This is a genomic window from Pseudomonas sp. LTR0 (assembly GCF_036630035.1).
Lineage (GTDB): Bacteria > Pseudomonadota > Gammaproteobacteria > Pseudomonadales > Pseudomonadaceae > Aquipseudomonas > Aquipseudomonas putida_Y.
In genome coordinates, this window is record NZ_CP123734.1 from 1738122 (window position 1) to 1763045 (window position 24924).

At 61.3% G+C, this 24924-nt stretch carries 22 protein-coding genes; 19 read left to right on the forward strand and 3 right to left on the reverse strand.

From position 1 onward, the window contains the following. Nucleotides 1-12 precede the first annotated feature (12 nt). Nucleotides 13-1359 (reverse strand): dipeptidase, encoded by a 1347-nt coding sequence (locus tag QCL51_RS08105; RefSeq protein ID WP_021784834.1) that lies wholly within the window; start codon nucleotides 1357-1359, stop codon nucleotides 13-15. Nucleotides 1360-1541: 182 nt separating this feature from the next. Between QCL51_RS08105 and QCL51_RS08110 the strand changes: the two genes are divergently transcribed. The 4 genes from QCL51_RS08110 to QCL51_RS08125 all read left to right on the forward strand — a co-directional run bounded on the left by QCL51_RS08110 (nucleotide 1542) and on the right by QCL51_RS08125 (nucleotide 5812). Beyond that, complete coding sequence (locus QCL51_RS08110; RefSeq protein WP_021784835.1) at nucleotides 1542-3167, forward strand: twin-arginine translocation signal domain-containing protein; 1626 nt, start codon at nucleotides 1542-1544, stop codon at nucleotides 3165-3167. A 122-nt stretch (nucleotides 3168-3289) separates the two neighbouring features. Continuing rightward, nucleotides 3290-3766 (forward strand): sigma-70 family RNA polymerase sigma factor, encoded by a 477-nt coding sequence (locus QCL51_RS08115; protein WP_028698354.1) that lies wholly within the window; start codon nucleotides 3290-3292, stop codon nucleotides 3764-3766. A 168-nt stretch (nucleotides 3767-3934) separates the two neighbouring features. After that, nucleotides 3935-4414: a hypothetical protein gene (locus tag QCL51_RS08120; RefSeq protein WP_021784837.1), complete on the forward strand. Its 480-nt coding sequence runs from the start codon at nucleotides 3935-3937 to the stop codon at nucleotides 4412-4414. A gap of 72 nt (nucleotides 4415-4486) precedes the next feature. Continuing rightward, nucleotides 4487-5812, forward strand: coding sequence for an MFS transporter (locus QCL51_RS08125; protein WP_021784838.1), 1326 nt, complete (start codon nucleotides 4487-4489; stop codon nucleotides 5810-5812). A gap of 532 nt (nucleotides 5813-6344) precedes the next feature. On the opposite strand, the gene QCL51_RS08130 is transcribed toward QCL51_RS08125, so the two are convergent. After that, the gene (locus QCL51_RS08130) at nucleotides 6345-8027 is read right to left on the reverse strand and encodes an electron transfer flavoprotein-ubiquinone oxidoreductase (RefSeq protein ID WP_080671153.1); all 1683 of its coding nucleotides are present in this window, start codon (nucleotides 8025-8027) and stop codon (nucleotides 6345-6347) included. Between the two features lie 535 nt (nucleotides 8028-8562). Between QCL51_RS08130 and QCL51_RS08135 the strand changes: the two genes are divergently transcribed. The 9 genes from QCL51_RS08135 to QCL51_RS08175 all read left to right on the forward strand — a co-directional run bounded on the left by QCL51_RS08135 (nucleotide 8563) and on the right by QCL51_RS08175 (nucleotide 15447). Then, complete coding sequence (locus QCL51_RS08135; protein WP_003254232.1) at nucleotides 8563-9312, forward strand: electron transfer flavoprotein subunit beta/FixA family protein; 750 nt, start codon at nucleotides 8563-8565, stop codon at nucleotides 9310-9312. Continuing rightward, complete coding sequence (locus QCL51_RS08140; protein ID WP_021784840.1) at nucleotides 9313-10242, forward strand: FAD-binding protein; 930 nt, start codon at nucleotides 9313-9315, stop codon at nucleotides 10240-10242. A 75-nt stretch (nucleotides 10243-10317) separates the two neighbouring features. Further along, nucleotides 10318-11139: a transporter substrate-binding domain-containing protein gene (locus tag QCL51_RS08145; protein ID WP_021784841.1), complete on the forward strand. Its 822-nt coding sequence runs from the start codon at nucleotides 10318-10320 to the stop codon at nucleotides 11137-11139. A 9-nt stretch (nucleotides 11140-11148) separates the two neighbouring features. Then, on the forward strand, nucleotides 11149-11502 hold the full coding sequence (locus QCL51_RS08150; RefSeq protein WP_021784842.1) for a DUF4398 domain-containing protein: 354 nt from the start codon (nucleotides 11149-11151) through the stop codon (nucleotides 11500-11502). Continuing rightward, nucleotides 11499-12311, forward strand: coding sequence for an OmpA family protein (locus QCL51_RS08155; protein ID WP_021784843.1), 813 nt, complete (start codon nucleotides 11499-11501; stop codon nucleotides 12309-12311). Before QCL51_RS08150 ends, QCL51_RS08155 begins: the two co-directional genes overlap by 4 nt. 170 nt (nucleotides 12312-12481) lie before the next feature. Continuing rightward, a complete protein-coding gene (locus QCL51_RS08160; protein WP_003254223.1) occupies nucleotides 12482-13924 on the forward strand; it encodes a PLP-dependent aminotransferase family protein in 1443 nt (480 codons plus the stop codon). Between the two features lie 64 nt (nucleotides 13925-13988). Then, nucleotides 13989-14423, forward strand: coding sequence for a hypothetical protein (locus QCL51_RS08165; protein WP_021784844.1), 435 nt, complete (start codon nucleotides 13989-13991; stop codon nucleotides 14421-14423). A 130-nt stretch (nucleotides 14424-14553) separates the two neighbouring features. Beyond that, nucleotides 14554-14808 (forward strand): YkgJ family cysteine cluster protein, encoded by a 255-nt coding sequence (locus tag QCL51_RS08170; protein WP_003254220.1) that lies wholly within the window; start codon nucleotides 14554-14556, stop codon nucleotides 14806-14808. A gap of 33 nt (nucleotides 14809-14841) precedes the next feature. After that, the gene (locus QCL51_RS08175; RefSeq protein ID WP_323601377.1) at nucleotides 14842-15447 is read left to right on the forward strand and encodes an START domain-containing protein; all 606 of its coding nucleotides are present in this window, start codon (nucleotides 14842-14844) and stop codon (nucleotides 15445-15447) included. A 218-nt stretch (nucleotides 15448-15665) separates the two neighbouring features. Here the strand turns inward: QCL51_RS08175 and gltA are convergent, their stop codons facing one another. Continuing rightward, the gene (gene gltA, locus QCL51_RS08180; RefSeq protein ID WP_021784847.1) at nucleotides 15666-16955 is read right to left on the reverse strand and encodes a citrate synthase; all 1290 of its coding nucleotides are present in this window, start codon (nucleotides 16953-16955) and stop codon (nucleotides 15666-15668) included. Between the two features lie 352 nt (nucleotides 16956-17307). Here gltA and sdhC point away from each other — a divergent pair, with 352 nt between their 5' ends. The 6 genes from sdhC to odhB all read left to right on the forward strand — a co-directional run bounded on the left by sdhC (nucleotide 17308) and on the right by odhB (nucleotide 24892). Further along, complete coding sequence (gene sdhC, locus QCL51_RS08185; protein ID WP_008091902.1) at nucleotides 17308-17694, forward strand: succinate dehydrogenase, cytochrome b556 subunit; 387 nt, start codon at nucleotides 17308-17310, stop codon at nucleotides 17692-17694. Continuing rightward, nucleotides 17688-18056, forward strand: a complete 369-nt coding sequence (sdhD, locus tag QCL51_RS08190) for a succinate dehydrogenase, hydrophobic membrane anchor protein (protein WP_003254214.1) — start codon at nucleotides 17688-17690, stop codon at nucleotides 18054-18056. The genes sdhC and sdhD overlap by 7 nt, the downstream gene beginning before the upstream one ends. A 3-nt stretch (nucleotides 18057-18059) precedes the next feature. Continuing rightward, the gene (gene sdhA / locus QCL51_RS08195; protein WP_003254213.1) at nucleotides 18060-19832 is read left to right on the forward strand and encodes a succinate dehydrogenase flavoprotein subunit; all 1773 of its coding nucleotides are present in this window, start codon (nucleotides 18060-18062) and stop codon (nucleotides 19830-19832) included. An 11-nt stretch (nucleotides 19833-19843) separates the two neighbouring features. Then, nucleotides 19844-20548 (forward strand): succinate dehydrogenase iron-sulfur subunit, encoded by a 705-nt coding sequence (locus QCL51_RS08200; RefSeq protein WP_003254212.1) that lies wholly within the window; start codon nucleotides 19844-19846, stop codon nucleotides 20546-20548. A gap of 246 nt (nucleotides 20549-20794) precedes the next feature. Then, nucleotides 20795-23626, forward strand: a complete 2832-nt coding sequence (locus QCL51_RS08205) for a 2-oxoglutarate dehydrogenase E1 component (protein WP_021784848.1) — start codon at nucleotides 20795-20797, stop codon at nucleotides 23624-23626. Between the two features lie 42 nt (nucleotides 23627-23668). Continuing rightward, nucleotides 23669-24892: a 2-oxoglutarate dehydrogenase complex dihydrolipoyllysine-residue succinyltransferase gene (odhB, locus tag QCL51_RS08210; protein ID WP_021784849.1), complete on the forward strand. Its 1224-nt coding sequence runs from the start codon at nucleotides 23669-23671 to the stop codon at nucleotides 24890-24892. Nucleotides 24893-24924 lie beyond the last annotated feature (32 nt).

Sequence of the window (24924 nt, forward strand, 5' to 3'; positions counted from 1 at the left end):
GTGCCCAATGGCTTAGCGCAGTGAAGTGTCGGTACCGCGGGCGGCGTGCTGCACTTGTTCCCAGACGCGCAGGAAATTGCCGCCCCAAAGCTTGGCGATATCGGCTTCGGAGTAGCCGCGGGTAATGAGTTCGGCCGTTACGTTGCGTGCCTCGCTGGCGTCGTGCCAGCCATCGATGCCGCCGCCTTCGTTGAAGTCCGAACTGATGCCTACGTGATCGATGCCGATCTTGCGCACGGTGTAGTCGATGGCATCGCCATAGTCCTTCAGGGTCGCGGGCGGCTCTTGTTCGAGGATGGCATAGAGCTCGTTGGCATATTGTCCGACCTTCTGCTCGGGCCAGCCGGCGATGACCGGGTCGCCAGGCATCAGCGCATAGTTCAGGTCAGCCAGTGGCGGCAGGGCGTAGCGGGCGCGCAAGGTATTGAGCTTTTCCTGGGTCTGTGCGCTGAGCGGCTTGAGGTAGCTGGAGAACGCGACCAGTTGCACGACCCCGCCGCCTTCCTTGATCAACTGCATTTCCTTGTCGGACAGGTTGCGGTTGATATCGACCATGGCCCGTGGTGCCGAGTGCGACGCCACCACCGGAGTACGGCTGAGCTGAATGACCTGGTTCAGCGCCTTGCTGGACATCTGCGAGACATCGATGATCACGCCCAGGTCATTGAGCCGCTGTACGGCGCGCTTGCCGATGGGGGACAGACCCTCCAGCGCATCGACAGTGTCATTGAAGAACGGCAAGGGGCGAGATGAGTCGGCCCAGCTATTGTTGCCGACGTAGCTGAAGCCGAACATACGCACCCCGCGTGCCGCCCAGCGGTCGAGCTGGTCGATATCGTCCCCCAGCGCATACGCATTGAGCATGCTCAGGAACACCGCGAACTTGCCTTCGCCGTGCAAGCGCCGCATGTCCTGCGGGGTGTAGGCGATGGCGACACGTTCGGGGAAGTCGCGCACCATCGCGGTGATGGCGTTGTAGCGCACCTCCTGGGTGTGGCGGGCGGCCTCGACGAAACCTGGCGTGGGGCGATGCGGGCTGTTTGCGCCCGTCCAGGATTCGGGCCAGGCAAAGATGGTCAGCGCCGCGCCAGACAACCGCCCTTGGGCAGCCTTGGCCAGGTCGAAGCGGCCCGGCCCGTCCTTGTCGGCTTCGCTGCCTTCGTTGCCGAAGTCCAACGGCAAGGTGACATGGCTGTCGAACGAGATGATGCGCTCCTGTAAGTCGTTGGCTTGACGAACGACCTCCCGGGGGTAGCCGCCAGGGGCCGCGAAATGGTACCAGGCAGCCAGACCGGCACCCGCGGCGGCTGCCGCAGCCAGGCTGATGTACAGGGCTTTTTTCCAGCGTGGTGTCGTCATCTTGGTCTCAGTAGGTTCGCCGTCGAGGGAGGGCACAGAGGCCGCCGCTACCTGGGGTGAACGAGTCGACACAGAGGAAATTTAGCCGGCCCGGCCGAGGCGTTAAATTTCTGCGCAGGTACAACGTTCTAGCCTTGGACGGGCCGTGCTCCATGGCCGCTATGAACGCACAGGTAGTTGCAATGACGATTTCTCGACGCGGGTTCATCGCCGCTGTGGCATTGACGGGCGTGGCGGTGCCCGGTGCGCTGTATGTGCAGCGCCAGCGGGATGCCGATGCGTTTCCGGAAACGCCTGGCGAGGCTGTTGTCGAGTTGGCCGATACCCGCCTGCAGCAGCTGGGCGACATCCTGCGGGGCATCTGGCGCTGGACTGCACATGGCAAGGATGCCCAACTGCTGGGTATGCCCGACGGGGAGCTGGAACTGTTTCTGGATGTCGCCAGCAATGGCCGGGGGCTGCGAGGTTACCTGGACACCGCCGATCGCTTGCGCAGTGAGCAGGAACCACGTTATCGGGTCATGGGTGACTTGCTGACGGACAAGCCCGGGACGTTGCGCTGGCGGCTGTTTTCAACCGAGCCCGGTGCAGGGCGTGCGCGCTATGAATGCCATGTGGTGCTCGATGAGGTCTGGGGCGCCTATGGCAATGCCGGGCCGGCAACGCTCAATGGTCGTATCTCGGCCCTGGACCGCGCCCTGTCTCTGCCTGTTCTGGACAATGGCTTCCTGGCCTTGAAGCGGCCTTTCCCGGAGGCTCGCGAACGTACGCCGCTGTCGCCACAGTTGCTGGCTTGGCTCATTTCGCCGGAGCACCGGCTGTTTCACCAGTTATGGCACGCATCGCGGGACAAGTGGCACAAGCTGGAAGAGGACAAGCAATCCGCCCTGCGTGGTCTGGGCTGGCAACCCGGGCCGCGGGGCCAGGAGCGTGATGCGCGTGGCAGGCACAAGGATCGCAACGGTTCCGGAGAAGACTTCCTGTTCATGCACCGGCACATGCTCGGCAGTGCCAGGGCCCTGCAGGACCTGCCCTCGTGGACGCGGTTCCCGCTGCCTCAGCCGGAGCTCGAGCGTGACCGCGTCGGTTTCGCCCGTTACTTCGACAACTGCGACGGCAATGCCTTGCCACCGACCTGGCTGGCCCATGACGACCAGGAGTACACCCAGTGGGTACGCGACATCAAAAGCCCGGATACCTTCCATGGCAACTTTCAGGTCTGGGAGTCGCGGTACAGTGATCCGGAATATCTGAGCAAGCTGACCTTGGGGCAGTTCGGCTCAGAGCTGGAACTGGGCCTGCATGACTGGTTGCACATGCGGTGGGCGGCGGTGCCGCGCGACCCGTCCAACGGTATGCCGGTGCCCGCAGCACGTACCCCGGGGGATTTTGCTGAGCGCTGGTTTGAAGCACGTAACGATTTTCTTGGCGACCCGTTCTCGTCACATGTAAACCCGGTGTTCTGGCATTTTCATGGGTGGATCGACGACCGAGTCGACGACTGGTTCCGCGCCCACGAGCGGGTTCACCCGGGCGAGATCCGCCGCTTGCAGGTGAATGGTGTGCCCTGGTTCGCACCCGGGCGTTGGGTAGAGGTGGCTGACCCGTGGCTAGGTCCCGATACCCATGGCTGTTCCACGGTGCCGGGCCTGAGACCTGGTCGAAGCCTCGAGATGGACCCGGAAACCATGAAGCTGGCGTTACGCATCATTTATGGCAATGAAGACCTCTTTGCCCGGCTGCGACCACGGGTGCCGCAGCGCCCCTGGTATGCCCGCAATCTCAAGGTCGTGCGGGCATCGGGCTGACAGTGGGCCCAGCGCAGGTGTGCGTTGCTGAGAATCATTATATTTTGTAAGATCGCACGCTGATATCACTCAGTTCTGCATCTGCCCCGTCGTGGGTGTGCAGGACGATTCCAGGTGTGTTTGTGGAACGTTACTATCGTGAATTGGTGAGTTTCCTGTCCGCGCGCCTGGGTAACCGTCAGGCGGCAGAGGATGTTGCCCACGATGCCTACCTGCGGGTACTGGAGCGAACGGACAACGGGCAGATCGAGCATCCGCGCGCTTTCCTTTACCGTATCGCCCTGAACCTGGTGGTCGACCGCCATCGTCGCCATCTGGTGCGTCAGGCCGAACCGCTGGAGATACTTGACAGTGATGAGGGCTGTCATGTGCCGGCGCTGGCGCAGGAACTGCAGCTCAACCAGCGCCTGGCCCTCATGCAGCGGGCACTGGACGAACTGAGCGGCCCCTGCCGCGAATGCTTCCTGCTGCGCAAGATCGAAGGCCTGTCCCATCTGCAGATCGCCGAGCGGCTGGGCATTTCGCGTAGCCTGGTGGAAAAGCACATCGTCAATGCCATGAAGCACTGCCGGGTGCGCATGCGGCAATGGGAATCCTGATTGCCAGGTTAAAGGCAAATGCAAATTCCGTCAGTCAATCACTTGATTTATGCGGCTTTCCCGACTTCTATCAGATAAGACCGTTGCCGTACATGGCCTTGGCAGTAGCCGTTACTGGCGCAGTATGGTCATGGAGCGTGCCCATTACCTAATGGCCCAGGTCCGACCATGGCAAACAAGACTCTGCGCATTCTCATCGCCGATGCACACCCGTGCCAGCGCCTGCAGCTGGAACGGTTGCTCAATGGTTTGGGCTATTACCGGATAGCCCCAGTGGATAGCTTCGAGGAGCTGCAGCGCCTGGTGCAATGCGCCTTGCAGCCCTTCCACCTGTTGCTGGGCAATATCGAGCTGGCCAGCCATTGCGGAGTAGACCTGGAACGCTTCTGCCGCGTCAGCACACAGATCCAGCACGCCCTGCTTTACCATTCCAGCCAGTTGAAAGTGCCAGCAGTGCCGCAGACCGAGCGCCAGGCGGTCAGCCTGAGCCTGCCACAGGTGCCCGATAACGAGGCGCTGGAGACGTTCATGGCAATCATCGACGCACCGATGCTGGTCGGCAAGCTACCGCTGCCGAGCACCCTGGCGGCCAGTACAGCGCGGCCACGACCGCGAGCCAACTTCGCGCATACGGTGTTCAACCGCTAGCGGTGCCGCAGGCGGGGCAATGGGGCAGCTATTTGTTATGCTCTTGCCCTTTGCCGATCTGCGGACCCTGCCATGACTGCCATCGATACCGCTCGCCCGCCCCGGTTCAGCCGCGGCGACCATCGGACCCTGGGCCTGGCGGCGCTGGGTGGCGCGCTGGAAATCTACGACTTCATCATTTTCGTGTTCTTCGCGCTGACCCTCAGCCAACTGTTCTTCCCTCCCGAGATGCCCGAATGGCTACGCCTGCTGCAAAGCTTCGGCATTTTCGTCACCGGCTATCTGGCGCGGCCGCTGGGCGGCATCCTGATGGCGCACTTTGCCGACCATCTGGGGCGCAAGCGGGTCTTCAGCCTGAGCATCCTGATGATGGCATTGCCGTGCCTGTTGATCGGGGTGATGCCGACCTATGCCGACATCGGCTATGCCGCCCCGCTGATACTGTTGGCCTTGCGCATCCTCCAGGGTGCTGCCGTAGGCGGTGAAGTGCCAAGCGCCTGGACGTTCGTTGCCGAGCACGCGCCCAGCGGGCGGCGCGGCTATGCCTTGGGCTTTCTGCAGGCCGGGCTGACCTTCGGCTACCTGCTGGGGGCGCTGACCGCAACCTTGCTGGCGCAACTGTTCACCCCGCAGGAAATCCTCGATTACGCCTGGCGCTACCCGTTCCTGTTGGGTGGGGTGTTCGGTGTAATTGGTGTGTGGCTACGCCGTTGGCTCAGTGAAACACCGGTGTTTCTCGCCCTGCGCGCGCGCCAGGAGCAACCTGTGGCATTTCCGCTGCGGCGAGTGCTGGGCGAGCACCGCCGGGCGTTGATCCCTGCCGCGTTGCTGACCTGTGTGCTGACCTCGGCGGTGGTGGTGCTGGTGGTGATCACCCCGACAGTGATGCAGCAGCGCTTCGGCATGAGTGCCGGGCACACCTTCGCCCTCAGCAGTGTGGGCATCGTCTTCCTCAACATTGGCTGCGTGCTGGCCGGGCTGCTGGTCGACCGTGTGGGTGCCTGGCGCGCGCTGATGCTGTATAGCCTGTTGCTGCCGCTGGGTATCGGCACGTTGTACGCCAGCCTGGTGGGGCAGTGGGGCATGACCTGGCTGGCCTATGCGCTGGCGGGGTTGAGTTGTGGCGTGGTGGGGGTGGTGCCCTCGGTAATGGTAGGGCTGTTCCCGGCGCAAATCCGTGTATCGGGCATTTCCTTCACCTACAACGTGGCCTACGCAGTGTGGGCCAGTACCACGCCGCTGGCACTGATTGCGCTGATGCCGTGGAGCCCATGGGTGTGTGTCGGGTTTTGTCTGATCATGGGCGCGGTGGGGCTGCTGACGGCCTTGTATTTCGGGCGTCGTGAGCCATTGGTGTTTGCTGCGGAGCCGATGCCGGTCATGTGTGGCGACAAATGAGCAGGTGCATGTCTTGGGTTGTGTAGCAAGGCTTGCACCGAGCGCCGCCCGCGCGGCGCATCGCGAGCAAGCTCGCTCCTACATTTGTTCCGGGCCAATTATGCCTGTGGGATTTGCGCGCGAACGCCCTGGCGCATGGCTCGATATTGCGTCGTACAAACAAGGCGGTCGCGCGCGCCTGGCACAGGATGGACTGGCTCGAAACAGATGTAGGAGGGAGCTTGCTCGCGATGCGCTCCTACATTTGTTCCGGGCCAATTATGCCTGTGGGATTTGCGCGCGAACGCCCTGGCGCATGGCTCGATATCGCGTCGTACAAACAAGGCGGTCGCGCGCGCCTGGCACAGGATGGACTGGCTCGAAACAGATGTAGGAGCGAGCTTGCTCGCGATGCGCCGCGCGGGCGGCGCTCGATCTGATAGGCGCTGAACCTCTCACGGCGAACACCTCGTAGGTCCAGACGCATACTCACAACAAAAAGCCCCCGGCCCATGAGGACCGGGGGCTTTTTGTTGCCGCAAGGGCAGGGGCCTTACATGTTCGGGTAGTTCGGCCCGCCAGCGCCTTCAGGGGTGACCCAGGTGATGTTCTGGGCCGGGTCCTTGATGTCGCAGGTCTTGCAGTGCACGCAGTTTTGCGCGTTGATCTGGAAACGCTTGTTGCCGTCTTCCTGGGTGACCACTTCGTACACGCCTGCCGGGCAGTAACGCTGGGCAGGCTCGTCGTACAGCGGCAGGTTGCTGGCGATCGGTACGCTCGGATCGGTCAGCTTCAGGTGGCAGGGTTGTTCCTCTTCGTGGTTGGTGCTGGAGAGGAATACCGAGCTGAGCTTGTCGAAGCTGAGCTTGCCGTCCGGTTTCGGGTAGTCGATCTTTTTCGAGTCGGCGGCCAGCTTGAGGCAGGCATAGTCCGGCTTGGTGTCGTGCAGGGTGAACGGCAGTTTGCCACCGAACCAGTTCTGGTCGACATAGTTGAACGCCGCGCCCAACAGCGGGCCGAACTTGTGCATGGCCGGGCCGAAGTTGCGGCTGGCGAACAGTTCTTCGTGCAGCCAGCTGGCCTTGAAGGCGCTGACATAGCTGTTCAATTGATCGCCGCCTTCGCCACCGGCGATCAATGCGTCGGCCACTGCTTCGGCGGCGAGCATGCCGGACTTCATCGCGGTATGGCTGCCCTTGATCTTGGCCACGTTCATGGTGCCCAGGTCGCAACCGATCAGCGCGCCACCATTGAAGACCATTTTCGGCAGCGAGTTGATGCCGCCCTTGGCCAAGGCGCGGGCGCCGTAGCTGATGCGCTTGCCGCCTTCGAGGTACTGGCTGATCACCGGGTGGTGCTTGAGGCGCTGGAACTCGTCGAACGGCGACAGGTATGGGTTGGCGTAGGACAGGTCAACGATCAGGCCGACCACCACCTGGTTGTTTTCCAGGTGATAAAGGAACGAGCCACCGGTGTTTTCCTTGGCCACCACGTCCAGCGGCCAGCCGGCGGTGTGCACCACCAGGCCCTGTTCGTGCTTGGCCGGGTCGATTTCCCAGATTTCCTTCAGGCCGATGCCGTAGTGCTGGACGTCGGACTCGCTGTCGAGGTTGAAGCGCTTGATCAGCTGTTTGCCGATATGGCCACGGCAGCCTTCGGCGAACAGGGTGTACTTGGCGCGCAGTTCCATACCTGGGGTGTACAGGCCGTCCTTGGGGTTGCCCTCCCGGTCGACACCAAGGTCGCCGGTAACGATGCCGCGGACCACGCCGTTGTCGTCGAACAGCGCTTCCTGGGCGGCGAAGCCCGGGTAGATCTCCACACCGAGGTTCTCGGCCTGCTGGGCCAGCCAGCGGCACAGGTTGCCCAGCGAGATGATGTAGTTGCCATGGTTGTGCATGGTCTTGGGTACGAACAGGTCAGGCACCTTGGTCGCGCTGCCGGCATCCTTGAGCACGTAGATGTCGTCGCGCTTCACTTCGGTATTGAGCGGTGCGCCGAGTTCTTTCCAGTCGGGGAACAGCTCGTTCAGGGCGCGAGGCTCGAACACCGCGCCAGAGAGGATGTGGGCGCCGACTTCAGAGCCTTTCTCCACCACGCAGACGCTGATTTCGCTACCGGCTTCGGCGGCCTTCTGCTTCAGGCGGCAGGCGGCGGACAGGCCCGCCGGGCCGGCGCCGACGATGACCACGTCGAATTCCATGTATTCGCGTTCCACTGGTTCTCTCCTACTCATCAAGGCTCGTGCTGTTGCTTTGTCTTATGGGTGCGGGGCATTCGCAGCGGTTCTACGCAACGGCGGAACTGTAGCTGGGCAAATGACGGACTACACCGTTTTGTCTTGGCCGCGCATTATATCTACACCACTTGGCGGGTCCAATACAAACGTTTGTTTGAATTTGCCGCAGGCCAGTAAAATCACAGGAACGCGGCTGGAGGGTGACCGATTTGCCGTATTGACCGGAATGGGTGTTACGGTCAAGATACGAGCGGTTTTACGTTCGCCGTAGGCTTGCAGCCGGGCGCAGGTACACCTCTAAAGACCAGGTGTGGAGCAGGGTTTTGCGGGCTTAGGCCGGTTTGTAGTGGAGTTTACACGCCACGACAGAAAATGACCCGCGAGGATTTGTCGCAAGAGTCCGAACAAGACTGTTCGGTCACTGTGAAATTGCTGCCTCCCGATACGTTTTTAGAGGTGCCCTTGTACCCACGCGCATCGCAGGGCTCTGCCCCAGGCGACTATCTATTCACCGGAGAGTAACGAGGAATCCATGAAGGTTCTTGTAGCTGTCAAACGAGTGGTCGACTACAACGTCAAGGTTCGCGTCAAAGCGGACAACTCCGGCGTCGACCTTGCTAACGTCAAGATGTCCATGAACCCCTTCTGCGAAATCGCCGTGGAAGAAGCCGTACGCCTGAAAGAAAAAGGCGTTGCGACCGAGATCGTCGTCGTTTCCGTCGGCCCGACCACTGCCCAGGAGCAGCTGCGTACTGCCCTGGCTCTGGGTGCCGACCGTGCCATCCTGGTAGAAGCCGCTGACGAACTGAACTCCCTGGCTGTGGCCAAGGCGCTGAAGGCCGTTGTCGACAAGGAGCAGCCGCAGCTGGTCATCCTCGGCAAGCAGGCCATCGACAGTGACAACAACCAGACCGGCCAGATGCTGGCTGCGTTGACAGGCTTCGCCCAGGGTACCTTCGCGTCCAAGGTCGAAGTCGCTGGCGACAAGCTGAATGTCACCCGTGAAATCGATGGCGGCCTGCAGACCGTTGCACTGAACCTGCCAGCCATCGTCACCACCGACCTGCGCCTGAACGAGCCACGCTACGCGTCGCTGCCGAACATCATGAAGGCCAAGAAGAAGCCGCTGGAGACTGTTACTCCAGACGCGCTGGGCGTTTCCCTCGCCTCCACCAACAAGACCGTGAAGGTTGAAGCCCCGGCTGCCCGCAGCGCTGGCATCAAGGTCAAATCGGTGGCCGAACTGGTCGAGAAGCTGAAGAACGAAGCGAAGGTAATCTAAATGACTATCCTGGTTGTCGCTGAATACGAGAACGGTGCCGTAGCCCCGGCCACCCTGAACACTGTCGCCGCAGCCGCCAAGATCGGTGGTGATGTGCACGTGCTGGTCGCAGGCCAGAACGTCGGTGGCGTTGCCGAATCTGCTGCCAAGATCGCTGGCGTGGCCAAGGTGCTGGTTGCCGACAACGCGGCCTACGCCCACGTGCTGCCGGAAAACGTCGCGCCGCTGATCGTCGAGCTGGCCAAGGGTTACAGCCACGTGCTGGCCCCGGCTACCACCAACGGCAAGAACATCCTGCCGCGTGTGGCCGCGCTGCTGGACGTGGACCAGATCTCCGAGATCATCTCGGTCGAGTCCGCCGACACCTTCAAGCGCCCGATCTACGCGGGTAACGCCATCGCCACCGTGCAATCGAGCGCGGCCATCAAGGTGATCACCGTGCGTACCACCGGCTTCGACGCCGTGGCCGCCGAAGGTGGTTCTGCTGCCGTCGAAGCTGTTGGCGCTGCACACAACGCCGGCATTTCGGCTTTCGTTGGCGAAGAACTGGCCAAGTCCGACCGCCCAGAGCTCACCGCTGCCAAAATCGTCGTTTCCGGCGGCCGTGGCATGGGCAACGGTGACAACTTCAAGCACCTGTACAGCCTGGCCGACAAGCTCGGCGCGGCTGTCGGTGCCTCGCGCGCCGCAGTCGACGCAGGCTTCGTGCCGAACGACATGCAGGTCGGCCAGACCGGCAAGATCGTTGCGCCACAGCTGTACATCGCCGTCGGTATCTCCGGCGCGATCCAGCACCTGGCCGGCATGAAAGACTCCAAAGTGATCGTTGCGATCAACAAGGACGAAGAAGCGCCGATCTTCCAGGTGGCCGACTACGGCCTGGTCGCTGACCTGTTCGAAGCGGTTCCAGAGCTGGAAAAGCTGGTCTGATCCGGCTGCTTCACTTATAAAGAACCCGGCCCTCGCTTTGAGGGTCGGGTTTTTTTATGGGTTGAGGAGTGAGGCATGACGTTGCGCGGAACGGGCAGGGTGCTGGCATGCGTGGCGCTGTTGCTGCCGCCACTGGCGATGGCGGCAGGCAAATGCGAGCGCCTGGTGGCGACCGGCAGCCCTGATGCGCCGCCCTATTCCTGGCAAGACCCGAAAGACCCAAGGCACCTGATCGGCGCCAACGTCGACCTGTTGCGCCAGGTGGCCGGCGAGCTGGGTGTGAAGGTCGAGGTGCTGAGTGCCGGTCGCCGTGACCAGGCGCTGGAAGAGGTGCGCAGTGGGCGCATGGACCTGCTGCTCGACACCCCTATGCAGGTGGAGCAACTGACCGCGCTGGACTACATCCATCCGCCGTTGCAGCTCAATGAGTACCTGGTGTGGACCCGCCATGATGCAGCGGTGATCTTTGATGGCCCGGCCGATCTGACCAGATACCAGGGCAGCTTGTCCGACCGTGCGCGCCTGACCCCGGCCTTTACTGCGTTTGCCAAGGCCCAGCTCAAGCTGGTGCCGGCGCAGAACCTGACCCAGGCGTTCCAGAAACTGGTACTCGGCCAGGTGGACTATGTGCTGGCTGGACGTTACTCCGGTATGGCCATGGCCCAGAGCCTGGGCATGAGCAATGACCTGATAGCCCGCGGCTTGCCGGTGGACAGGCCGGGCCTGTACCTGGCGCTGTCGCATAACTCGGCGTGCAATGACAGCTGGTTGCGTGGGCAATTGGCAAAAAAACTGACAGAATTGCCGATCTCTGGTGCATCCGAAGCTGTGCTGCAACGTAATCTCGAGCGCTGGAAAGCGCAGTTGCAGGTGCCGGCGGACGCCCCCAAACACTAGGAAGATTGCGTGAGAACCCAACCACTAATCCTTGCCCTGGCCGTGCTCGGCCTGGCTGGCTGCGCCAATGATCCGGCCCCTGACGAGCAGATGCGCATTTCCGAACAAGCACTGGACCAGGCCAAGGCCGTCGGCGCCACCGGGCAGGTCGAAGCGCTGAAACTGGCTGAAGACAAGCTGGCCCGCGCCAAGGCCAACATGCTCACCCAGGACTACCGCGATGCGCGCATGCGCGCCGAGCAAGCCGAGCTGGATGCGCGCCTGGCCGAGGCCCAGGTGCTGAACCAGAAGAGCGAAGAGCAGCTGCAGGTGCTGCAGTCGCGGGTCAAGCGCTTGCGCAAGCAACTGGAGGTGCAGCCATGATCCGTCGTACGCCTTTGGCTGCACTGGTACTGTTGGCGCTGACGGCAGGTTTGCAAGGTTGCGCCAGCCAGCGCAGCAGTGCCGCGCTGGATGAGGCCACTGTCGCCTTCCAGGGGGTCAAAGATGATTCCGACGTGCTGCGCAGCGCGCCGCGCGACGTGATTCGCGCAGGCGAATCGCTGGCTCGCGCCGAGCGCTTGTCCAGCTACATCGGCACCGGTTCTGATGTGCGGCATTATGCTTACCTCAGTCAGCGCTACAGCGAGATTGCCCGCGAACATGCCAAGCTGGCGCTGAACCAGGAACGCCAGGCCAAGCTCGACCTGGAGCGCCAGCGCCTGCAGCTGGCTTTGCGTGAGGCCAAGCTGGCCAGCGTGCAGCAGCAGGGACAGTGGGTCGAATCGCAGATTGCCGCGTTGGCTTCGGAGCAGGCCGACCGTGGCCTGGTGATGACCTTGGGCGATGTGCTGTTCGATACCGGCAGTGCCGACCTGAAGAACTCGGCCAGCCGGACTGTGCTCAAGCTGGTGCAGTTCCTGCAGCTCAACCCGCGCCGGGTAGTGCGTATCGAGGGCTATACCGACAGCACGGGCGCGGGCGAGGACAACCTTAAGCTGTCGCGCGACCGGGCGCAGTCCGTGGCCGACATGCTGGTGGACCTGGGCATCGACGAAAAACGCCTGCAGGTTGAAGGCTATGGCGACCAGTACCCGATCGAGGCCAATGCTTCGGAGCGGGGCAGGGCGCAGAACCGTCGGGTGGAGATCGTATTCTCCGATGACAAGGGGCGGCTCGCGCCAGCGCGCTGAGTCTTGTGGAAAGGGCCGCTTTGCGGCCCGCTTTATGTCGGTTTAATCGTTTCGATAGCTGTCACGCTGTTGTATTGTCGACTATGTTGCAATCTGTCCCAGTACACTTTGCAACTGTTACGGTATCCTCTACCGTCTGTGACCTGTACAAGAACAACGAGCATGTCGACATGACCAACCTGCTGCTGTACCAGCGTATCGCCCAGCAACTGGCCGATGATATCCGTCGCGGTGTCTACCAGCCAGGCGAGCGGGTACCCTCCGTGCGCAAGATGAGCGCCCAGCTCAATGTCAGCCATGCCACGGTGCTGCAGGCCTATGCCAATCTTGAGGACCAAGGGCTTATCCGGGCGCGGCCGCAGTCTGGCTATTACGTTCACCAGACCCCTGCCTTGACTGCGCAAACCCCGGACATCGCCCGGGTGGAGCGCCCCGGCCTGGTCACGCGTGCCAGCATCATCCAGCAGGTGCTGACTGAGGCGCGTCGCGATGGTGTGTTCCCGTTTGGTGCTGCAGTGCCGCATGTCGACTACCTGCCAGTGCGCGCCTTGCATCAGCAAATCGCCAAGGTAACGCGCTTCCATAGTCCGCGCGCCTTCAGCTACATGTTCAGCCCCGGTTTCGAGCCGCTGCGCAGGCAGATCGCCATACGCATGCGCGATGCCGGCGTGCTGGTCGACCCGCGCGAAGTGATCGTGACCCATGGGTGTGTCGACGCCCTGCAGATGTCGCTGCGGGTGCTGACCCGCCCAGGTGACTTGATCGCCGCCGAGTCGCCGACCTATTACGGCTTGCTGCAGCTGGCGGACCTGCTGGGCTTGAAAGTGATCGAAATCCCCAGTGACCCGTCCACCGGTATCAGCCTCGAAGCCTTGCAACTGGCGGCTAACCAGTGGTCGATCAAGGCGTTGGTGCTGACTGCGCGCTTGAGCAATCCACTTGGTGGCACTGTTCCGGAGGAACGGCAAAAGCAATTGCTGCGCCTGGCCTCGGACTTCGATATCCAGATCATCGAGGATGACATCTACGGTGAGCTGATGTTCGAGCAGGGCAAGACCAAGGCGCTGAAGGCGTTCGACCGGCTGGATCGGGTCATCTACTGTTCAAGCTTCTCCAAGACTTTGTCCCCCGGCGTGCGTGTGGGCTGGATGATCGCCGGGCGTTACCAGGATGAGATTCAGCGCCTGCAGACTTTTACCACCCACTCGGCCTGCAGCGTGACGCAGATGGGGGTGGCAGCCTACCTGGAAAATGGCGGCTACGACCGGCATCTGCGCTACATACGTCAGGAGTATCGCAAGAACCTCAGTGCCTATCAGTTGGCGGTACAGCAGCATTTCCCCGAGGGCACCCAGATGACCCGGCCGACAGGTGGCTTCATCCTTTGGGTAAGCCTGCCGGGTCGGGTCAATACCCAGGAGCTGCATGTGCGTGCGCTGGAGCAGGGCATCAGCATTGCACCGGGGCTAATATTCAGTAACACAGAGCAGTTCAACCACTGTGTCCGGCTCAATTGTGGCATTCCATGGAATAAAGAGGCCGAGCGGGCTGTGATTACGCTGGGTTTGCTGGCCCAACAGTTGTGCAGAGAGACGGCGGTCACGCTTTTGTAAGGCTTGCAAGCTGCCTGTGGAACAGGGAGCATACGCATTTTTCCTGCCAGTCTGTCCATTTGCCATGAATGCTTTGCGCCGCTTTGTTCTGATCGTGTGCCTTCTGTCGTTGTGCTGCCCGGTCGTCCCCACCTTGGCTGCGCAGCCGGTACCCCAGGCTCAGGCTGCTCCGGGTAAGCAGGTGCCAAGAAAGGCGACAGCCAAGCCCGCGCACAAGCCGCTCAGCAAAGCGGTCGCCAAGCCATTACCCAAGACTAAGCTGGACCTGAGCCTGCCAGTTGATATGGTCAACAACCTTGAGCCGAATGTGGGCACACCTTCGCCAATCCAACGGCGCAAGCCTTTGTTGCCACCCATGTTCACAGAAAAGCCAGAGACCAATGACAGCCCGTTCCAGCTCAATGGTCGGCTGATCAACAACGAGATGCAGCTGCAACTGCGCAATGACAGCCGTCATGACGTGGAGGGGGCTGCCATCGACTTCGAGTATCGCCAATAGGTAGGAACTGACTGCAGGGTCACGGCAGATTTCATCGTGCCAGTAATTTCAAACGGCTGTTTGAGCGGTTACTATCCAGGGACGTTCGTCCCGTTTTGTTCCAAGGGAGTCCTGATTTTGGTGAATAGCCATGAAATGCCGTGAAGGCTGTGGTGCCTGCTGCATCGCCCCGTCCATCACTTCTGCGATGCCGCGAATGCCCAATGGCAAGCCGGCTGGTGAGCGCTGCCTGCACCTGACGGCCGCCAACCTGTGCGACCTGTTCGGCAAGCCTGAGCGGCCGGCGGTGTGTGGTGGTTTCAAGGCGGATGCCGAGGTGTGCGGCAGTGATCGTGACGAGGCAATCAGGATTCTTGGCTGGTGGGAGCAGATGACGGCGGCGTGACAGGCTGGATCTTCGACAACAAGGATAAACATGATGAGATCGTTCAAGCGTATTGCACTGTTGTGTGGCGTGGGTGTTCTGCTGTCGCCTGTGGTCTGGGCTGAAAACTGGCAAGTGGCCAAGAACGAGGACGGGATCAAGGTATCCCTCAGCGAAGTGGCCGGTTCCAAGTACAAGGCCTATCAGGGTGTTACCGTGATCAAGGCGCCGTTGGCCAAGGTGCAGGCGTTGCAGGAAGATGTGGTGGGTGCCTGCGCATGGATTCATGAGTGCAAGTTGCAGAAATTGCTCAAGCAAGAAGGTGACCAGACGTGGACCTACACCCAGTTCAATACACCCTGGCCGGTGACGCCGCGTGATTCGGTTTTGCATGTGACCACGGTCAAGGAGGCGGACGGCAGCCTGGTGCGAAACCTGAAGGAAGAGCCGACCTATTTGCCGGAAGAGAAGGGCTTTGTGCGGGTGGCCAAGGTTGAGGGCTTCTGGAAGCTGGTGCCCAAGGGCGACAGCACGGAGGTGACCTACCAGGTGCACACCGAGCCGGGCGGCAGCGTGCCGGCAATGGTGGCCAACAAGTTCGTGGTGGATGCGCCGTTCAATACCCTGAAAGAGCTGCGTGAGCGGGCTGAGAAAAACTGAGGTTTAACGCGGCGCGCGGTTCTCTGTGGTAGCGGCCATGCGTCGCGAATGGGCGCGCGCAGCGGCCCCGGAGTCTTAGGATTAGCGCAATATTGCTTGGGCTGCTTTGCAGCCCTTTCGCGACGCAGGGCCGCTCCGCAAAGGCCGAACTGCGACCAGCAGGTTTACAATAAAAAAGGCTGCCCGAGGGCAGCCTTTTTGCGTTCGGCTATCAAAGCTTACTTGCGGTCCTTCAGGGCAACGAGGTCGCGCTTTTGCTCGCCGGTGTACAGCTGGCGCGGACGGCCGATCTTGTACGGGCTGGAGAGCATTTCTTTCCAGTGCGAGATCCAGCCCACGGTACGTGCCAGGGCGAAGATCACGGTGAACATGCTGGTTGGAATGCCGATTGCCTTGAGGATGATCCCCGAGTAGAAGTCGACGTTCGGGTACAGCGAGCGCTCGATGAAATACGGATCGGTGAGGGCGATCTCTTCCAGGCGCATGGCCAGTTCCAGCTGCGGGTCGTTCTTGATGCCCAGTTCGCGCAGGACTTCGTCGCAGGTCTGCTTCATCACGGTGGCGCGCGGGTCGCGGTTCTTGTACACGCGGTGACCGAAGCCCATCAGCTTGAACGGGTCGTTCTTGTCCTTGGCCTTGGCGATGAATTTGTCGATGTTCGAAACATCACCGATTTCATCGAGCATGGTCAGTACGGCTTCGTTCGCACCGCCGTGGGCCGGGCCCCACAGTGCGGCGATACCGGCGGCGATACAGGCGAACGGGTTGGCACCCGACGAGCCGGCCAGACGAACGGTGGAAGTGGAGGCGTTCTGCTCGTGGTCGGCGTGGAGGATGAAGATCCGGTCCATTGCCTTGGCCAGCACCGGGCTGATCGGTTTGATCTCGCACGGGGTGTTGAACATCATGTGCAGGAAGTTTTCCGCGTACGACAGGTCGTTACGCGGGTACATCATCGGCTGGCCCATGGAGTACTTGTAAACCATCGCAGCCAGGGTCGGCATCTTGGCGACCAGGCGCACCGCGGAGATTTCGCGGTGTTGCGGGTTATTGATGTCCAGGGAGTCGTGATAGAACGCCGACAGGGCGCCGACTACGCCGCACATCACCGCCATCGGGTGAGCGTCGCGGCGGAAGCCGTTGAAGAAGGTCTTCAACTGCTCGTGAACCATGGTGTGGTTCTTGACGGTGCTGACGAACTGGGCCTTCTGCTCGGCATTCGGCAGTTCGCCATTGAGCAGCAGGTAGCAGGTTTCGAGGTAGTCGGACTGTTCGGCGAGTTGCTCGATCGGGTAGCCGCGGTGCAGCAGGATACCTTTGTCGCCGTCAATATAGGTGATCTTCGACTCGCACGAGGCAGTCGCCATGAAACCTGGGTCGAAGGTGAAGTGACCAGTGGCCCCTAACCCGCGGACGTCGATTACATCAGGACCAACGGTGCCGGTTAAAATGGGCAGCTCGACGGGGGCAGCGCCCTCGATGACCAACTGCGCTTTTTTGTCAGCCATGTGGCCTCCTATTAATGCTTGAAATCATCAGACAGACCCCCCACGCAGGGCCCGCACCACTATAGAGGGATAAATTCAGATGTCAATTTGCCTAAAGGCTTGTTGAATCAAGCATTCAAGCCTGATTTTTCCCGAAATTCTCGCCCATTTACGCCTTTTGTTCATTAAAGGCAATGCGCTATTTGGGCTACCCCGTCACGTTGTCATAAGCAGCCTAACTGTCTATACTCGGCACCCGACCGCCAGGGGCTTGCAAGCCCGAACTGCTGGGGGTCGCCGTTCCCTGGGTGGTGGGTACCTGACCAGTACACTTACCAACAACTTTGCCCTGATTCGCTAGGGGCTCTTCAGTGTGAAAAAAGCCGTGAAAAGCCAACGACCTGTAAACCTAGACCTAAGGACCATCAAGCTCCCCGTCACTGCGTACACGTCCATCCTGCACCGTATCTCCGGCGTCATCCTGTTCATCGGCCTTGCCATCATGCTTTATGCACTGGGCAAGTCGCTGGGTTCCGAGGAAGGCTTCGGTGAGGTGAAGGCGTGTCTGACCAGCCCGCTGGCCAAGTTCGTGACCTGGGGTCTGTTGTCCGCCCTGCTTTATCACCTCGTGGCAGGTGTTCGACACCTGATCATGGACATGGGTATCGGTGAGACGCTGGAAGGCGGCAAGCTGGGCTCGAAAATCGTGATCGTCATCTCCGTGGTGCTGATCGTTCTGGTGGGAGTTTGGGTATGGTAACCAATGTCACGAACCTGTCGCGTTCGGGCCTCTATGACTGGATGGCGCAGCGCGTTTCTGCGGTCGTTCTCGCGGCTTACTTCCTCTTCCTGATCGGCTACGTGGTCGCCCACCCAGGCATCGACTACACCCAGTGGCATGGTCTGTTCTCCAACAACGCGATGCGGATCTTCAGTCTGCTGGCCCTCGTTGCCCTGGGCGCTCACGCCTGGGTCGGCATGTGGACCATTGCAACCGACTACCTGACGCCTATGTCGTTCGGCAAGTCGGCAACTGCGATTCGTTTCCTGTTCCAGGCGGTATGCGGCGTTGCGATGTTCGCTTACTTCGTCTGGGGTGTGCAGATTCTCTGGGGTATCTGATCCATGGCTAGCATTCCAACCATTTCCTTCGACGCCATCATCATCGGTGGCGGCGGCGCCGGCATGCGCGCAGCGCTGCAACTGGCTCAAGGCGGCCACAAGACTGCCGTAGTCACCAAGGTCTTCCCGACCCGTTCGCACACCGTATCCGCCCAGGGCGGCATCACCTGCGCCATCGCTTCGGCCGACCCGAACGACGACTGGCGCTGGCACATGTACGATACCGTCAAGGGTTCCGACTACATCGGCGACCAGGACGCTATCGAATACATGTGTCAGGAAGGCCCGGCTGCGGTCTTCGAGCTGGACCACATGGGTCTGCCGTTCTCGCGCACCGAAACCGGCCGCATCTACCAGCGCCCGTTCGGCGGTCAGTCCAAGGACTTCGGTAAAGGTGGCCAGGCCGCCCGTACCTGTGCCGCTTCGGACCGTACCGGTCACGCGCTGCTGCACACCCTGTACCAGGGCAACCTGAAAGCTGGCACCACGTTCCTCAACGAGTACTACGCCGTTGACCTGGTGAAAAACCAGGACGGCGCATTCGTTGGTGTGATCGCCATCTGCATCGAAACCGGCGAAACCCTGTACATCAAGTCCAAGGCCACTGTGCTGGCCACTGGCGGTGCGGGCCGTATCTACGCTTCCACCACCAACGCCCTGATCAACACCGGTGACGGTATCGGCATGGCCCTGCGTGCAGGCGTGCCGGTGCAGGATATCGAGATGTGGCAGTTCCACCCGACCGGTATCGCCGGCGCCGGTGTACTGGTCACTGAGGGTTGCCGCGGTGAGGGTGGCTACCTGATCAACGCCCACGGCGAGCGCTTCATGGAGCGTTACGCGCCGAACGCCAAAGACCTGGCCGGCCGCGACGTGGTTGCCCGTTCCATGGTCAAGGAAATCATCGCCGGCAACGGCGTGGGCCCGAACAAGGACCACGTACTGCTGAAGCTGGACCACCTGGGCGAGGAAGTGCTGCACAGCCGCCTGCCAGGTATCTGCGAACTGTCCAAGACCTTCGCCCACGTCGACCCTGTGGTCGCACCGGTGCCGGTAGTGCCAACCTGCCACTACATGATGGGCGGCGTTGCCACCAACATTCATGGCCAGGCCATTACCATGGACGCCGACGGCCAGGATCACATCATCCCGGGTCTGTTCGCCGTAGGTGAAGTGGCGTGCGTATCGGTTCACGGTGCCAACCGCCTGGGCGGCAACTCGCTGCTCGACCTGGTGGTGTTCGGCCGTGCTGCCGGCCTGCACCTGGAGAAGGCGCTGAGCGAAGGCGTGGAATACCGCGACGCCAGCGACACCGACGTCGATGTTGCCCTGAACCGCCTGAACAAGCTCAACGAGCGTACCAGCGGTGAAGACGTTGCCAGCCTGAAGCGCGAGCTGCAGAGCTGCATGCAGAACTACTTCGGTGTATTCCGTACTGGCGAATACATGCAGAAGGGTATCGAGCAATTGGCCGGTCTGCGTGACCGTATCGCCAACGTCAAGATCAACGACAAGTCCCAGGCCTTCAACACCGCGCGTATCGAAGCGCTGGAGCTGCAGAACCTGCTGGAAGTTGCCGAAGCTACCGCCATCGCGGCGGAAGCCCGTAAAGAGTCCCGCGGCGCTCACGCCCGTGAAGACTTCGAAGACCGTGACGACGAAAACTGGCTGTGCCACACCCTGTACTACCCGGGTGAGAAGCGCGTTGCCAAGCGCGGCGTCAACTTTGCGCCGAAGACTGTTCCAGCCTTCGAACCAAAAGTCCGGACTTACTAAGGGTGGCTGCTATGTTGAAAGTCGAAGTTTATCGTTACAACCCGGACACCGACTCGGCGCCAAAAATGGAGTCGTTCGACGTCGATACCGGCGGCAAGGACCTGATGGTGCTGGATGTATTGGCACTGATCAAGGAAAAGGACGAGGGTTTCTCGTACCGTCGCTCCTGCCGTGAAGGCGTTTGCGGTTCCGATGGCATGAACATGAACGGCAAGAACGGCCTGGCCTGCATCACCCCGCTGTCGGCGGTTGTGAAGGGCGGCAAGCTGGTTCTGCGTCCGCTGCCAGGCCTGCCGGTCATTCGTGACCTGGTGGTCGATATGAGCATCTTCTACAAGCAGTACGAGAAGGTGAAGCCGTTCCTGCAGAACGACACCCCGGCACCGGCCATCGAGCGCCTGCAGTCGCCGGAAGACCGTGACAAGCTGGACGGCCTGTACGAGTGCATCCTGTGCGCTTGCTGCTCGACTTCCTGCCCGTCGTTCTGGTGGAACCCGGACAAGTTCCTGGGCCCGGCAGCACTGCTGCAAGCTTACCGCTTCCTTGCCGACAGCCGCGATACCAAGACTCAGGAGCGCCTGGCGTCCCTGGATGACCCGTTCAGCGTATTCCGCTGCCGCGGGATCATGAACTGCGTAAACGTTTGCCCGAAAGGTCTGAACCCGACCAAGGCAATCGGTCACGTACGTAACATGCTGCTGCAAAGCGGCACCTGATACAAAGCGTTGTACCTGCAGTAAGCCGAGGTGCGGGTGGTGAGCCCGCACTGAGGTAAAACCCGAACAAGGGCCCACAAAGCCCGCGTTCATTACCTATGAAGATATGAGACCAGCAGGGGCTTTCCGGGCTGGTACCCGGAAAATCAGCAGGATCCAGGTGGCGTGGTTCAGTCGCTGTTTTCGGACTTTTCCAGGTTTGCTGTGGCTCTCGCCGATCAGTCCCCTAATCGAGGGTGACCAAGCATGCAAGAAAGCGTGATGCAGCGCATGTGGGATAGCGCCCACCTTTCAGGTGGTAACGCTGCATATGTGGAAGAGCTCTACGAGCTCTACCTGCACGACCCTAACGCTGTGCCAGAAGAGTGGCGCACTTACTTCCAGAAGTTGCCAGCCGACGGCAGCACCGCTACTGATGTATCGCACTCGACAATCCGCGACCATTTCGTACTGCTGGCAAAGAACCAGCGCCGCGCCCAACCGGTTTCCGCCGGGAGCGTGAGCAGTGAACACGAGAAGAAGCAGGTTGAAGTTCTGCGACTGATCCAGGCCTATCGTATGCGCGGCCATCAGGCTGCCAAGCTCGACCCGTTGGGGTTGTGGCAGCGCCCTGCGCCCGTAGACCTGTCGATCAATCACTACGGCTTGACCAATGCCGATCTTGATACGACCTTCCGTGCCGGCGACCTGTTCATCGGCAAAGAGGAGGCGAGCCTACGCGACATCTTCGATGCACTCCAGAAGACATATTGTCGCACCATTGGCGCCGAATTCACCCACATCGTCGATTCCGAGCAGCGCAGCTGGTTCCAGCAGCGCCTGGAAAGCGTGCGCGGCCGTCCGGAGTTTTCCGCTGACGTGCAGGCCCACTTGCTCGAGCGCGTGACCGCCGGTGAGGGCCTGGAAAAGTACCTGGGCACCAAATACCCGGGCACCAAGCGTTTCGGCCTTGAAGGCGGCGAGAGCCTGATTCCGATGCTGGATGAAATGATCCAGCGTTCCGGCTCTTACGGCGCCAAGGAGGTCGTGATCGGCATGGCCCACCGTGGCCGCCTGAACGTGCTGGTGAACACCTTCGGCAAGAACCCGCGCGAGCTGTTCGACGAGTTCGAAGGCAAGAAGATGAACGAGCTGGGCTCCGGTGACGTGAAGTATCACCAGGGCTTCTCCTCGAACGTGATGACCCCGGGTGGCGAAGTGCACCTGGCCATGGCGTTCAACCCGTCCCACCTGGAAATCGTATCGCCGGTGGTCGAAGGTTCGGTGCGCGCCCGTCAGGACCGCCGCAACGACACCGTTGGCGACAAGGTGCTGCCGATCTCGATCCACGGCGACGCTGCATTCGCCGGCCAGGGCGTGGTCATGGAAACCTTCCAGATGTCGCAGACCCGCGGTTTCAAGACTGGCGGTACCGTGCACATCGTGATCAACAACCAGGTTGGTTTCACCATCAGCAACCCGCTGGATGCGCGCTCCACCGAGTACGCGACCGACGTTGCCAAGATGATCCAGGCACCGATCCTGCACGTGAACGGCGATGACCCGGAAGCCGTGCTGTTCGTCACCCAGCTTGCCATCGACTACCGCATGCAGTTCAAGCGTGACGTGGTCATCGACCTGGTCTGCTACCGTCGCCGTGGCCACAACGAGGCTGACGAGCCTAACGGCACCCAGCCGCTGATGTACCAGCAAATCAGCAAGCAGCGCACTACCCGTGAGCTGTATGCCGAGCAGCTGATCCAGGCCGGTCGCATCGACGCCGAGCGCGCTCAGGCCAAGATCGATGAGTACCGCAACGCGCTGGACAATGGCCTGCACGTGGTGAAGAGCCTGGTCAAGGAGCCGAACCGCGAGCTGTTCGTCGACTGGCGTCCGTACCTGGGCCATGCCTGGACCGCGCGTCACGACACCCGTTTCGACCTCAAGACCCTGCAGGACCTATCGGCCAAGCTGCTCGAGCTGCCGGAAGGTTTCGTGGTGCAGCGTCAGGTGTCGAAGATCTACGAAGACCGTCAGAAGATGCAGGCCGGTGGCTTGCCGATCAACTGGGGTTATGCAGAGACCATGGCTTACGCCACCCTGCAGTTCGAAGGTCACCCGATCCGTATGACCGGCCAGGACATCGGCCGTGGCACCTTCTCGCACCGTCACGCGGTGCTGCACAACCAGAAGGACGCCAGCACCTACATCCCGTTGCAGAACCTGTTCCCTGGTCAGCCACGTTTCGATCTGTACGATTCGTTCCTGTCCGAGGAGGCGGTACTGGCCTTCGAATACGGCTACTCCACCACCATGCCGAACGCGCTGGTGATCTGGGAAGCCCAGTTCGGCGACTTCGCCAACGGTGCGCAAGTGGTGATCGACCAGTTCATCACCAGTGGTGAGCACAAGTGGGGTCGCCTGTGCGGTCTGACCATGCTGCTGCCACACGGCTATGAAGGGCAGGGGCCGGAGCACTCGTCCGCGCGTCTGGAGCGTTACCTGCAGCTGTGCGCCGAGCACAACATCCAGGTCTGCGTACCGACGACGCCGGCACAGATTTACCACCTGCTGCGTCGCCAGGTCATCCGCCCGCTGCGCAAGCCGCTGGTCGTCCTGACGCCGAAGTCGCTGCTGCGCCACAAGCTGGCCATCTCGACCCTGGAAGACCTGGCAGAAGGCTCGTTCCAGACCGTGATCCCGGAAATCGACGCAATCGATCCGGCCAAGGTCGAGCGTCTGGTGCTGTGCAGCGGCAAGGTCTACTACGACCTGCTGGAAAAGCGCCGTGCCGAAGGCCGCGAAGACATCGCCATCCTGCGTATCGAGCAGCTGTATCCGTTCCCTGAGGACGATCTGGTCGAAATCCTCGCCCCTTACACCAACCTCAAGCATGCGGTCTGGTGTCAGGAAGAGCCGATGAACCAGGGCGCCTGGTACAGCAGCCAGCACCACATGCGCCGTATCCTGGGCCGCCACAACAAGGCATTGACCCTGGAATACGCCGGTCGCGACGCTTCCGCCGCGCCAGCCTGTGGTTACGCTTCGAAGCACGTCGAACAGCAGGAAAAACTGCTGCAAGACGCCTTCACTGTCTAACGCCTTCGCGCACCTGAAACCGAATTTAAGGAAACACAGATAATGGCTATCGAGATCAAAGCCCCAACCTTCCCGGAATCGGTTGCCGACGGCACCGTTGCCACCTGGCACAAGAAGCCGGGCGAAGCCGTCAAGCGTGACGAGCTGATCGTCGACATCGAGACTGACAAGGTTGTCCTGGAAGTACTGGCTACTGCCGATGGCGTGCTGGGCGATATCGTCAAGGGCGAGGGCGACACCGTCCTGTCCGACGAACTGCTGGGTTCGATCGTTGAAGGCGGTGCTGCCGCAGCACCAGCCGCGGCAGCCGCTCCTGCTGCTGCTCCGGCCGCTGCTGCCGCTGACGCCGGTGAAGATGACCCGATTGCTGCCCCGGCCGCGCGCAAGCTGGCTGAAGAAAACGGCATCGACCTGGCTACCGTGGCAGGTACCGGCAAAGGCGGTCGCGTCACCAAGGAAGACGTGGTTGCTGCTGTTGCCAACAAGAAGTCGGCACCTGCCGCTGCACCGGCTGCCAAGCCTGCCGCTGCTGCCGCTGCCCCGGTTGTCGTCGCTGCTGGCGACCGTACCGAGAAGCGCGTGCCGATGACCCGCCTGCGTGCCAAGATCGCCGAGCGTCTGGTCGAAGCCCAGTCCAACATGGCGATGCTGACCACCTTCAACGAAGTGGACATGACCGAAGTCATGGCCCTGCGTTCGAAGTACAAGGACCTGTTCGAGAAGACCCACAATGGCGTGCGCCTGGGCTTCATGTCGTTCTTCGTCAAGGCTGCTACCGAAGCGCTGAAGCGCTTCCCGGCCGTGAACGCCTCGATCGACGGCAACGACATCGTCTACCACGGCTTCGCCGACGTCGGTGTTGCCGTGTCCAGCGACCGTGGCCTGGTGGTACCGGTGCTGCGTAACGCCGAGTCGATGAGCCTGGCTGAAATCGAGAACGGTATCGCTACCTTCGGCAAGAAGGCCCGTGACGGCAAACTGGCCATCGAAGAGATGACCGGTGGCACTTTCACCATCACCAACGGTGGCACCTTCGGTTCGATGATGTCGACCCCGATCGTCAACCCGCCGCAGGCCGCCATTCTCGGCATGCACAACATCATCCAGCGCCCGATGGCCATCAATGGCCAGGTCGTGATTCGCCCGATGATGTACCTGGCGCTGTCGTACGATCACCGCCTGATCGACGGCAAGGAAGCGGTAACCTTCCTGGTCACTATCAAGAACCTGCTGGAAGATCCGTCCCGCCTGCTGCTGGACATCTAATCGCGCAGCTGTAAGCTGCAAGCCGCAAGCTT